The organism is Streptomyces sp. NBC_00448 (assembly GCF_036014115.1).
In the GTDB taxonomy this organism is placed as follows: Bacteria; Actinomycetota; Actinomycetes; order Streptomycetales; family Streptomycetaceae; genus Actinacidiphila.
The window spans coordinates 1,791,827-1,804,182 of the sequence record NZ_CP107913.1; the positions used below are offsets into that span (position 1 = coordinate 1,791,827).

7 protein-coding genes are annotated in these 12,356 nt (G+C 72.9%); 2 read left to right on the forward strand and 5 right to left on the reverse strand.

What is annotated here, in order from left to right:
- Window positions 1-40: 40 nt before the first annotated feature.
- A complete protein-coding gene (locus OG370_RS07540) occupies window positions 41-553 on the reverse strand; it encodes a hypothetical protein (RefSeq protein WP_328461883.1) in 513 nt (170 codons plus the stop codon).
- 216 nt (window positions 554-769) lie between these two features.
- Window positions 770-2,488: a 2-isopropylmalate synthase gene (locus OG370_RS07545; protein WP_328473875.1), complete on the reverse strand. Its 1,719-nt coding sequence runs from the start codon at window positions 2,486-2,488 to the stop codon at window positions 770-772.
- 433 nt (window positions 2,489-2,921) lie between these two features.
- On the opposite strand from OG370_RS07545, the gene OG370_RS07550 reads away from it, so the two are divergent.
- Window positions 2,922-3,743 carry a FadR/GntR family transcriptional regulator gene (locus tag OG370_RS07550; protein ID WP_328461885.1) on the forward strand — a complete coding sequence of 274 codons (822 nt, stop codon included), beginning with the start codon at window positions 2,922-2,924 and terminating at the stop codon, window positions 3,741-3,743.
- Window positions 3,740-4,399 carry an alpha-ketoglutarate-dependent dioxygenase AlkB family protein gene (locus tag OG370_RS07555; protein ID WP_328461887.1) on the forward strand — a complete coding sequence of 220 codons (660 nt, stop codon included), beginning with the start codon at window positions 3,740-3,742 and terminating at the stop codon, window positions 4,397-4,399. Before OG370_RS07550 ends, OG370_RS07555 begins: the two co-directional genes overlap by 4 nt.
- Window positions 4,400-4,490: 91 nt before the next feature.
- Here OG370_RS07555 and OG370_RS07560 read toward each other — a convergent pair whose 3' ends face one another.
- The 3 genes from OG370_RS07560 to OG370_RS07570 all read right to left on the reverse strand — a co-directional run bounded on the left by OG370_RS07560 (window position 4,491) and on the right by OG370_RS07570 (window position 12,219).
- Window positions 4,491-8,672, reverse strand: a complete 4,182-nt coding sequence (locus OG370_RS07560; RefSeq protein ID WP_328461889.1) for a carboxypeptidase regulatory-like domain-containing protein — start codon at window positions 8,670-8,672, stop codon at window positions 4,491-4,493.
- A gap of 472 nt (window positions 8,673-9,144) precedes the next feature.
- Window positions 9,145-10,281 (reverse strand): hypothetical protein, encoded by a 1,137-nt coding sequence (locus OG370_RS07565; protein WP_328461891.1) that lies wholly within the window; start codon window positions 10,279-10,281, stop codon window positions 9,145-9,147.
- Between the two features lie 231 nt (window positions 10,282-10,512).
- The gene (locus tag OG370_RS07570; RefSeq protein WP_328461893.1) at window positions 10,513-12,219 is read right to left on the reverse strand and encodes an MFS transporter; all 1,707 of its coding nucleotides are present in this window, start codon (window positions 12,217-12,219) and stop codon (window positions 10,513-10,515) included.
- Window positions 12,220-12,356 lie beyond the last annotated feature (137 nt).

A 12,356-nucleotide genomic window follows, 5' to 3' on the forward strand; every position in this document is an offset into this window, starting at 1 on the left:
GCTCGCCCTTCGAGGGGCGCAGAGGCGCGCGCCCTGGCGCTCAGGCCAACTCGCGGAGGACCTGGGTGAGCCACGGGCGGTAGGCCGCCTGGTCCGTGCGGAAGGCGCGGCTGACCACGACATGGCCCGCGGACACCCGCCAGCCGGCCGATCCCGCGACCGGCAACACGGTGATCGTCAGCTCGAACGGGCGGGCCCTGCGGCCGATCTCCGCCTCCACCGCGGCCACGAGGCCGTTCTCGCTGCCGGGTGTCCTGAGCGGCGAGGCTTCGTGGTGCCGGTCGGCGCTCCACCGCGCGGCGTCGTCATGGCACGCGTCCACCAGCGCGCCGAGTTCCGCGCCCTTGAACCCGCGGTCCGGCCGGAAGAAACCTCGCCCGGGTCCGTCCTGCCTCGCCAACTCCTGGTCCCACCACCGGGCCCACTGCACCGACGCCGCCGGAACGGCGAGCGGAGCGAGGTCCGCCCGGATCGCGACGGCGGGCACCACGGCTGGCACCTCGACCGCCACGACCGGCTGCAGACCGGCGGCATCACGGAGGTACAACCCCATCAGGAGACCGACAGGCGTGTCGATTCTTATCAGCCAGCTCGACGATCCCACGTACTGCATGGCGCCATGCTCCCGCCGACCGCGATCCGCGTCACCAGGAACCCCGAAGTCCGTATTACCCGTGGCCCGTTCGGCCCCGCCACGCGGTGTGCGCGGCGGGGCCAAGCGATGTGACACGGCGTCACTTCTGTTTCTCAGAGGTCGCGTTGGCGACCGTCAGGACGCTTTCCCGCGCGCCCGGTTGACGGCGGCGAGCACCGAGCGGACCGAGGCGGTGAGCACCGAGGTGTCCTGCCCCGCGCCCCACCAGGTGTCCTCGCCCGACCTGATCCGGACGTACGCGACCGCCGCGCTGTCGGGGCCGGGGCCGGTGGCGTGTTCGGCGTAGTGCTCGATGTGCACGGGGACGCCCGCGGTCGCCAGCGCGTCGGTGAGCGCGGACAGCGGCCCGTTGCCGGCGCCCGTGACCGTACGGCCGCGGTCCGGGTCCGCCGGGTCAGCCCCGGTGGCGTCGTGCAGGGTGCCGGTGAACTCGTGCCGGCCCGGGGCGACTTCGGCGGCGTGCCAGCCGGTCAGGGTGAGCGGGCCGCGGTCGGCGGGCATGAGGTAGGCCGCCTGGAAGAGGTCCCACAGGGCCTTCGCGGTGACCTCCTCACCGCTGTCGTCGGCGGCGGCCTGCACGATCCGGGAGAAGTCGGCGCGCAGGGCCGGCGGCAGGTCCAGGCCGTACCGGTCCTTGAGCAGGTAGGCGATACCGCCCTTGCCGGACTGGCTGTTGACGCGGATCACCGCTTCGTAGTCGCGGCCGAGGTCGGCGGGGTCGATCGGCAGGTAGGGCACGTCCCAGGGCGCCTGGGCCGGCGGCAGGCCCAACTCGGCGGCGCGGCGGGCGTGGTGCTCGAAGCCCTTCTTGATGGCGTCCTGGTGGGTGCCGGAGAAGGCGGTGTGCACCAGGTCCCCGACGTAGGGGTGGCGGCCGGGCACCGGCAGGCGGTTGCAGTACTCGACGGTGGCGCGGATCGCGTCGATGTCGGAGAAGTCCAGCATGGGGTCGACGCCTTGGGTGTGCAGGTTCAGCGCGAGGGTGACCAGGTCCACGTTGCCGGTGCGCTCGCCGTTGCCGAACAGGCAGCCCTCGACGCGCTGCGCCCCGGCGAGCAGGGCGAGTTCGGCGCAGGCCACGCCGGTGCCGCGGTCGTTGTGCGGGTGCACCGACAGGATCACCGCGTCCCTGCGGTCGAGGTGGCGGTGCATGTACTCGATCTGGTCGGCGTAGATGTTGGGTGTGGCGATCTCCACGGTGGCCGGGAGGTTGTGGATCACCGGGCGGTCCGGGGCGGCGTCCCACAGCGCGGTCAGGCCGTTGCAGACCTCCAGGACGTAGTCGGGCTCGGTGAGGTTGAAGACCTCGGGCGAGAACTGGAAGCGCACGCCGGGCCGCCCGTCCCCGAGCCGGGCCATCAAGGTGGCCGACTCCTCGATGAGCGCGCGCAGTTCGGCCCGCTCCCGGCCGATGACGACCTCGCGCCAGACCGGCGCGGTCGCGGTGTACAGGTGCACCACCGCGCGCGGCAGGCCGGCGATCGAGGCGAAGGTCCGCTCGATCAGGTCGGCCCGGGCCGCGGTGAACACGACCACGGTCACGTCGTCGGGTACGGCGCCTGAGGTGGCGAGGTGGCGGACGAAGTCGAAGTCGGCGCGGCTCGCCGAGGGGTAGCCGACCTCGATCTCCTTGAAGCCCATCGCGACCTGGACGTCGAACATCCGGCGCTTGCGGGCCGGGTCCATCGGCTCGGCGAGCGCCTGGTTGCCGTCCCGCAGGTCCACCGGGACCCACAGCGGCGCGTGCTCGATCCGCTGGGAGGGCCAGTACCGTCCGCCGGTGGTCCGCACCTCGACGCGCTCCCGCGCGGGGCGGTAGCGGTGGTACGGCATCGCGCTGCCGCGCTGCGGGTTCCACCAGGGGGCGCCGGCGGGAACCGGGCCGGCCGGGGTGCGCAGCGCGGGCACCGCGGCGTCGCCGGGGGCGCTGCCGGTGGAGGCGTCGGGCCGGGCGGCGGGTACGGCGCCGGCCGGTCGCTGGGCGGGGCGCGAGTCGCCCGGGCAGGCGCCGCCGGCCGGGTGGTGTGCGGGGTGCGTGGTCATGGTGGGGCCGATCCGTTCGTGGTCGCCGGTTGGTCGACCGGCAGCACCAAACCCCGCGGCGGGGTGCCGGTCTCCTCAGGCCCCGCCGCGGCGGCCGAGAAGAAGGCTCCGCTGCGTCATGGCGGACACCTTAGCCACATCTCAGGTCCTCAGACAAGCTGAGAGGTCATCCCAGCCGATAGAGTCGGGGCCCCGAGGGGTGGACGGAGAGGTGGAGACGGCAATGGCGCTCGGTTCGCTACGGCCCAGCCCGCTGGTCGAGCAGGCGGCGGAGCGGCTGCGGGAGCAGATCACCGGCGGGCAGTGGCCGGTCGGCACGAAGCTGCCGGGTGAGACCACGCTCGCCACCCTGCTGGGGGTGGGCCGCTCCACCGTGCGCGAGGCGCTGCGGGCGCTGGCGGGCGCGGGGATGGTGCGGACCCGGCAGGGCGCGGGGGTCTTCGTCATCGCCGACCGCCCGGTCCAGGACTGGCCGGCCCGGCTGCGGCGCGCCGCCCTGGCCGACGTCTACGAGGTGCGCGCGATGCTGGAGGTCCAGGCCGCGCGGCTGGCGGCGGTCCGGCGCAGACCGGAGGACGTGGCGGCGCTGCGGACGGCCCTCACGGTGCGGACCGCGGCGGCCGACGACGTCTACGGCGCGGACGGCACGGACCGTACGGACGAGGGCGGGGACGGGGACGGCAGCGGAAACGGAGGCGGCGGAAACGGAAACCGCGGCCGGGCGGCCGGTGGGCCGGGCGCCGCCTTCATCGACGCGGACATCGCGCTGCACACCGCCGTGGTCGCCGCCGCGTACAACCCCGTGCTCACCGACCTGTTCGCCGAGTTCGCGCCCGTGCTGCGGGAGAACATGCTGGCGCTTCTCGACCTGATGGACGTGCGCACCCACGACGAGGAGCACGGAGAGGCCGCGCACGCGGCACTGGTGGAGGCGATCGCCGCGGGCGAACCCGATCTCGCGGCGCGCGTGCTGCGTGACGAACTCTCCACCACCCAGGCCCACCTGAGGGATCGTCACCCGCACGGCGAGGACGACCCGTCGTGACCGCGTTGCTGCCACGACCGCGCAGCAGCCCGGCACCCGGCGCGGTCCACGTGCCCGGCTGGCTCGGCCCGGACCGTCAGCGCGAACTGGTCGCCGCCTGCCGGGAATGGGCGAGCGGGCCGGTACAGATGCGGCACACCCGCCTGCCGCGCGGCGGGGTGATGTCCGTACAGACCGTCTGTGTCGGCTGGCACTGGCACCCTTATGCCTACTCCCGCACCGCGCCCGACGTGAACGGTGCCCAGGTGGCCGCATTCCCCTCCTGGCTTGCGGAGTTGGGACGTGCGGCGGTGGTCGACGCCTACCAGGACCCGGCGGCGGGCACCGGGTACGCACCCGACACGGCGCTGGTCAACTTCTACGACGGCGCCGCCACGATGGGGATGCACCAGGACAAGGACGAGCGCTCCGACGCCCCCGTGGTCTCCCTGAGCATCGGCGACACCTGCGTCTTCCGCTTCGGCAACACCCGCACCCGCACGAAGCCCTACACCGACGTCGAGTTGGAGTCCGGGGACCTCTTCGTCTTCGGCGGCGCCTCGCGCTACGCCCACCACGGTGTCCCCAAGGTCCGCCCCCGTACCGGAGATCCGGCAACGGGCCTCGCCTCAGGGCGATTGAACCTGACGCTGCGGGTCACCGGTCTCCCCGGATGACTCAGCGGCCCCGGAGGAACGGCGCGAGCCCCCGTCGCCCACCAGCAAGGCGGGCGACGGGGGCCGCGGGGAGCCGCAAGTCCTTCAGCGGCTAGTCCTTCAGCAGCGCGAAGTTCGTCGTCGTGGTGGCCCCCTTGATGATCTTCACCGTGGCCACGGTCGGCTGGTAGCCGTCCTTCGCCACGATGAGCTGGAGCGGGTTGTTACGCGTGTCGAGCCAGAGCGCGTAACTCCCGTCGGTGGCCGTCTTCAGGGTGTAGTGCGTGGCCCAGGTGTCGATCTGGACCGTCGCGCCGGCGAGCGGCGCGCCCCCGGAGGCTGAGACGACGCCGGTGATCTTCCCCCAGGTGGCCGGGGGCTTGACGGTGAACGAGACGCCGAGCGGGGCGACCCGGTACGGCGTGTCACTGGCGAGGTTCAACGACGCGGTGTAGGTGCCGGGTTGGGTGATCTCGGGCACCGACGCGTCGAGCGTGACCGTGAAGCTCGCGCTCTTGCCGGGCTGCACGGTCACCGTGTCCGTGCTCTCCGACAGCCACGTGACGTCGGTGGAGCCGACCTGGTCGTAGCCGGGCAGCACCTCGGCGCTGCCGTCCGGCGTGCTGCCGACCAGACCGCCGACGGCGTAGAAGCCGGCCGAGCCGCCACCCCGGTAGAGCGAGGAGTTCGCGTTGGGCAGCGCACTCCAGGAGTTGGCGGTCGGGTCGTACGCCCAGGTCTGGTTGGTCAGCGCGGCGGCGTTGTTGACGGCGCCGCCCTCGACCAGCAGCAGGCCGTTCGCGGCGGTGTACGCGGAGCCCCACGCGTCGGTGGGCTGGTCGGCGATCGGCGACCAGGAGTCCGCGGCGGGGTCGTAGACGTAGCCGTGGGTGATGCTGCCGGCGTCGGTGGTGCCGCCCGCGCAGTAGAGCTTGCCCGCGACCGCGCCGCAGGACTCCCACGCCACCGACTCCGGGTAGGCCGCGGCCGTCGACCAGGAGTCGCTGGCCGGGTCGTACACGGTCACGTCGGTGGTGCCGCAGGCGGTGGCGGTGCAGCCACCGACCGAGTACAGCTTGCCGTCGAGTACGGCCGTGCCCGAACCGGCGTACGGCTTGGGCGAGTTCGCACCCGTCGACCAGGTGTTGCCGGCGATGTCGTAGATCTCCAGCTTGGCGTCGGGCGAGCCGTCGGGGCCCCAGCCACCGGCGGCGTAGAGCTTGCCGTCGATGATCCCGTGCGCGGGCGACTCGCGGGTGTCGGCGGCCGAGGCCAGCTTCGTCCACGCGCCGCTGTCCGCGCTGTACGCGTACAGGTCGCTGGTGTCGGTGGCGCCCGTGAAGCCGAACGCCGAGTAGACGGTGCCCTGCCAGGTGTCGACCGTGTTGTCACCGGTCGCGACCGGCAGGTCGGGGACGGTCTGCCAGGCGTCACCGGCCGCGCCCTGCGCCGCGGTCGCGGCCTGGGGCGTGGCACCGGCCTTGCCCGAACCCGCCTTGCCCGCACCGGGCTTGGCTGCGGCGCTGCCGTGCTTGGCGAGGGCCAGCGGCGAGTAGTCGCCCTTGACGAGGTTGAGCGGCGCGCCCTTGGCCTGCACCGTGACCCCGCCGGGGTTCTCGCCCACCGTGACGGTGGCCGGAGCGGTGCCGGTGTTCTTCACGGTGACCTTCTGCGTGGCGCTCTTGCCCCAGGCGACGGTCTTGTCGATCGAGGCCGGCGTCACGCTCAACTGCCCGGCCTTGAGGGTGAGATCGGTGTCCACGGCGCCGTTGGACGGCACGTTGGAGGTGGCGGTGGCGGAGGTGTAGTGCGAGGCCGCCGCCGTCAGCGGGTGCTTGCCGGTCTTGTGCGAGAAGAGCCAGTAGAAGCCGTCGCCCACGTTGGGGTCGTCCGGCGTGGCCACGGTGGTGGTGTGGTCGGCGGGGGCGTCACCGCTGGTGACGGTGGCACCGTTGACGCCGGCACCCGTGTTGGCGTCGGTGACGTTGCCGACCACGATGCCGCCGGCCACCGGGTCGTAACTGCGCTGGCCGACGAAGACGTTGTCCAGCTCCCACCAGTAGGCCCAGTCGCCGGTGTAGTGGAAGCGCACCTTGACGTCGCTCTTGCCCGCGTAGTCGGTCAGCGGCACCTCGACATGGCCGTTCACGGCCGTGGTGGTCTTGTGCCACACGGTGGACCAGGTGCCGCCGCCGTCGGTGGAGACGTCGACGTCGGCGACGGAGCCGGTGTACGACTTGTAGTCGGTGTCGAAGCTCAGCAGCGGGCCGCTGGCGGAACTGAGGTCGAAGGACGGCGACACGAGCGAGGTGTCCTGGCTCGCCCCCTGCCCGATGTGGTCGCTGTCGACGATGGCGAAGCCGCCGTCACCGCCGGTGAGGTTGCCGCGGGAGCCCGGGTCGTCGAAGGTCCAACCGCCGTTGCTGCCGTCGGCGTTGGAGACGGTCCAGCCGTCCGGCGGGCCGGTGGTGGAGGTGAACGGCTCGGTCGGTCCGCTCAGCGAGACCGAGTAGCCGGGCGCGTCGGTGGAGGCCGGGTCGACCGGCACCGTGACGTTGGCGGTCTGGTCGGCGGTGCCCACGGTGACCGTCTTGTCCACGGCCTGGTAGCCGGGGTAGTCCGCGGTCACGTGCAGCGTGTACGAGCTGCCCTGGGGCAGCTTCAGGGAGAAGTCGCCGGTGGTCGGGTCGGTGAAGACCGGACCGCCGGGCACGCCGGCCGCGGTGATCTTCGCGTACAGCGGCCAGCCGTGGCCGGAGCCGTCGGTGACCTTGCCGGAGACGGTCTGCTGCGGCACCGAGTCCAGCGCGAACGACTCGGTGACGGTGGCCCCGTCGTCGAGCTGCACGCCGGTGGCCGAGCCGTCCGCGTAGCCGTACGCGGAGGCGGTCAGGTCGTAGGCGCCCGGCGGGATGTCCAGCTTGTAGCTGCCGTCGGCGCCCGAAGTGGCGCTGTGGTCACCGGCCTTGACGATCGCGCCGGAGATCGGGTCGCCGGTGGCGTGGTCGGTGACCTTGCCGCTGATCACGCCGTGCGGGCCGCTGCGGAACGCGGCCAGGCCGTTGGGCGTGCCGAGCCCGGTCGGGCCGTCGTAGCCGGGACCGGCGGTGCACAGGGCAGCCGGGGTGCAGCTGCCGTTGTTGCCGGTGGTCACGTCGTTGAGCGCGCCGGCCTGGGCGTAGGGGTACGCGTTCGGGTACGTGCCGTCGCCGGGGGTGCCGGCCGACGCGTAGACGCCCGCGATGAGCGGGGACGACGCGCTGGTGCCGCCGTACACCGACCAGCCGCCGCCACCGTAGGTCTGGTAGACCGAGACGCCGGTCTCGGGGTCGGCGACCGCGGAGACGTCGGCGACCGTGCGGTTGTCGCAGGCGGTGTCGGTCTGGAAGGCCGGCTTGGGCTCGTAGAGCGAGCAGCCGGAACCGGGGCCGCCGTAGGCGTTGTTCCACACCGACTCGGACCAACCGCGGCTGGTGCCGGTGTCCTTGGTGAGTGCGGTGCCGCCGACGGAGGTGACGTACTGCGAGGCGGCCGGGTAGCTCACCCCGTAGTCGCCGTCACCGGAGGAGGCCACGACCGCCACGCCCGGGTGGTTGTAGTACGGGTCCATCGAGGTCGCCTCGGAGGGGTCCTCGCCGCTGCCGGGGGTGGAGTCGTAGCCGGTGCCGTAGGAGTTGGAGACGTACTTCGCGCCGAGCGCGACCGCCTCGTCCACCGCGGCGCCGAGGTCCTCGAAGTTCGCCGTGTCCGCCTCGACCAGCAGGATGTGGGCGTTCGGTGCGGCCGCGGAGACCATGTCGATGTCGAGGGAGATCTCGCCGGACCAGTCGGGGTCGGGCGAGGGCAGGTCGTCGGTGCCGCCGCGCTGGCTCACCTTGGTGAAGCAGCCGCTGTCCACGGTGCACGCGGGCAGCCCGAACTGGTCGCGGTAGACGGCCAGGTCGGCCGCCGCGTTCGGGTCGTCGTACGCGTCGACGATGGCGACCGTCTGGCCCGCACCGCCGTCCGCGGGAAGCGCGTAGGCGCTCTGCAGGTCGCCGGCCCCGAAGCCGGCCGGGGTGGCGGCGTGCGGCTGGACCCCCTTCTTGGCGGGCACGTCGGTACGCCGCAGCGCGAAGCAGGAGAACTGGCCGGGCTTGGGGGTGCCGCACGCACGGACCGCGCCGGTGTGGGACTTGGTGGCCGCGGGCGCGGCCGATGCCGTTGCCGCCAGGGGCACTTGCAGCCCCAGCGCGGCAAGCGCGGCGGTCGTGAGCGCGGCGACCACGCCGCGTCTGAGGAAGGGTATGCGCAAGGTGGGTCTCCCTTGGGCGTGACCTGATGCCGGGTGTTCGCCGGCTGCGGCCCGATCGAACCGCTGGCGTATACCTGTGCATCACCGACCCCATGGGAATCCTTTACGCATTGACGGATACCTGACATCGTTGCCACGCGCCGGACCGTCACGTTTACGCCACCCGGCTCACCGCGCCCACACGGCACCCTCACCACACCCGCAGCGGATCACCACCGCACCCACACCACACGCCTCTTGACGCAGGCCGCCGACCTGCGGTGAACCCGCCCTCGGATCAGGCCGGTTCCTGCGTGCCCACCCCCGCGAGCAGGGCGAGCTCGCTGTCCGCCTCGCCGCCGGGCGCAGTCGTGTGGACCACGATCCGCAAGGTGCCCCGGTGGGTGGCCAGGACGTCGCAGTCGAGTTCCGGCCGCGAGGTCGCGTACGCCCGGACCCGGACCCCTCGACCCGGACCCGGCGGCCTTTCCGGTCAGTCCAGCCAGCCGTTGCGCGCCGCGTGCCAGACGAGCTGGATGCGGTTGTCGACTCCCGCCGTACGCTGCATCGCCGCGATCCGGCGCTGGACGGTGCGGATCGCGACGCCGAGCGAGCGGGCCATGGCGGCGTCGGTGCTGCCCATCACGAGCATCGCGAGGATGCGCTGCTGGAGGGTGCCGTCGCCCGTGCCGGGGCGGGCCAGCGGCACCCCGCCGGACCAGACGCTCTCGAAGAGCATCACCAGGGCGTCGAGCAGGCCGCTCGCACCGATCACCAGCATGACCGGTTCGGGCGGCAGGGTGTCGGCGCCGAGCAGGACGAGGGCCACCGAGCGGTCCGCGACGCACATCCGGATCGGCAGCCGGTCGACCACGCGGACGTCCGCACCCGCTGGCAGGCTGTCGAGGGCGCCGTCCACGCCGTCGGGCTCCTTCTGCACCGCGGCGCGCTCGACGACGACCCGGCGGCGGACCGTGGACACCCCCGATCCGATGGCCTGGAGGAACCCGGCCGGCCCGCCCGCTCCGGCGAAATCCGCCGCGCCCGCCTGCCCGCCCGCCCGGTCCGGGCCGTCCGACGCGCCCGGGCCACCCGCAGCGCCCAGCTCACCCGGCCCACCCGACGCGCCCAGCTCACCCGGATCATCCGGATCATCCGGATCACCCTGCCCGCCGGGCAACTCCGGCTCCACCACCTCCGTGCCCCCGGGTGCGAAGACCAGCAACTCCCCCCGGGCCTGCCGCAGTACGGCGCCCAGCCGGACCCGTACCGCCTCGGCGCCCTCTACGGCCTGGACCACCTCCTCGGCCCGGTGGCCCTCGTGCACCCGCTGGTACTCCACCGCGAGCCGGTCGAACAGCGCCCGGCCGCGCACCAGTTGCTCCTGTACGCGGGACAGCAGCGGGAGCAGCCCCTCGTGCGGCGGCAGCGGGTACCAGCGGTCGTCCAGGCCCAGCCGGGCCAGGCCGCGTGCGGCCAGTTCCACGCACGCGGCCCGCGCGGCCTCCTCGGACAGCCCCGCCTGCCGGGCCAGTTCGGCGACCGCCACTCCCCTGGTCGCCACCAGCAGCGGATAGGCCCGGTCCGCGTGGGCACTCAACCCGAGTGCTTCAAACGGGCGTTCGGTCATGATCGTGAACTGTAGTCCCCGGCCCCCGGCCGAATGTCGGACTTTGCCGATCCCGTCGCACCCCCGGCCGTACGCGGGCGATCCGCGCACAAGGGGTCAGCTACGCAAGGGAGCCCATACACGACCGATACGTGACCGACAGGTCACCGACCGTGTCCACCCGGCCGCGGCGGACCCAAGTGCCCGCCGCGGCCGGGCCGTTCACCCCCGCTCGACCCAATCCCGCTCGACTCACTCCCGCTCGGCCGAGAGCGACGCCAGCTCCCGTTCCACCGCCCGCTCGTGCGCCTCGGCGTCCTCGCGGGCCCGCTTCGGGCTCCACCGCCCGGCCATCACAAACACGAACGGCACGAACAGCACCTGGCCACCGACACAGATCCACCACCAGTCGCGCCACTGCCCGGGCCCGTCCGCGGACGCCTTCTGCACCTTCGCACCATAGGAGTCGAGCACCGCGAGCTGCGGCTGCGCCTTCGCCACCACGGCCAGGCCGTCCGGCCCGACCTGCTGAACGGCCTGCGCGGTCAGGGCCGCCGGGGCCTTGCCGGGCGGGTACTTGCCGAGTTCCGCGAACAGTTGCGGGTGCTGCTTGACGATCGCCAGCGCGGGCCCGGCCGCCTGCGAGGCCGCGGTGACCTGCGTGCCGTGGTCGACCAGCGGCGTGACCGAGGTGACCAGCACCGGGATGAACGCGGCCGACACGGCCACCACGATCCGTACCGTCCAGCCCCACACCGCCAGTCCGGTCGCGGTCGCCGCCGGGTTGCGCTTCTCCACGGTCTCGGTGAAGCCCGCCATCCACGGCCCGTAGGCGATGCCGCTGAAGACCCCGATGCCGATGAAGAGCCAGGCGAAGGTGTAGTAGCCGGTGCTCTGGTGGGTGGCCCGGGAGGCGAACACCGCGGTGACCGCGATCGATCCGACCGCGCCGACCACCATGAACGGCTTGCGGACCTTCAGCCGGTCCGAGAGCAGCCCGACCGCGACCAGGGCGATCGCGTTCGCCGCCCAGTACCAGTTGGCAAGGGCGTTCGCGCGCTGCTCGCTGTAGCCGAAGGTGGTCGCGAAGTAGACCACGAAGTTGCCGACGGCCGCGTAGTACAGCAGCAGGAACAGCGCGATGGCCAGTGCCGAGCCCGCCACGTCCAGCCGCAGCATCCCGCGCCACTCGCCGCGCCGGGAGACGGCGGGCTCGATGCCCTTGGCGCGCGCCTCGACCAGCGCCCGGTCCCGCAGGCTGACCATGATCTGGTCGCGGACCGCCGGCGCCAGCTCGCGCAGCGCCACGAGCGCGACCACGAACACCGCGAAGCCCGCGATCGCCGAGTAGCGCAGCTCGTCCTGCCAGCTCGCGCTGTCCAGCGTGTGGCTGGTGACCATGGTGACCACGAGGCTGCCGATCACCGGCCCCATCGTCCAGTACCCCATCGCCGTGGCCCGCCCGAGCTGCGGCGAGAAGTCCCTGATCAGCGCGGGCGTGGCCACCAGCACGATGCCCTCGACAAAGCTGACCAGCGCGAAGAGCACCAGGTAGGTGGCCTTGCCGCCCGCGTGCGGCAGCCCGAAGAAGACCAGCCCCGACGCGACCAGCAGCCCGTAGACCACCATGTTCGCCCGGCCCCACCGGTCGGCGAGCCCGGCCAGCAGCGACGCGAACGCGCCGACCGCGTTGCCGATCACCGACACCCACACGAAGTAGCGGTACGTCATCCCGAAGTGCGTGATGATCGACGTCGCCACGGCGTACTGCACGTAGAGCATGTAGTAGAGCACGATCGTGGTGAGCACCACGATCGCCAGGCAGCCGATCCGGCGCGCGGTGGGCGGGTAGCCGACCAGGTCGCGCCGGTAGAGCCGGGTGAGTGCGCCGCGGGGGCCGGCGCCGGGTGCGCCGGGGCCGGGTCTGTCGGCTTCGAACGAGGTCGGGGTGGCGGACATACGGCTCCTCCTGGAGTGCTGGACCCCGGGCACACGTGCCGCGGGACCACGGCCGAGGTTGCGGTGAGGGTAGTACCGACCAGTCGGTATGCCTAGGGGGTGCGCGCATCCGGAACGGGGGGGAAGCGCGTCGGGCG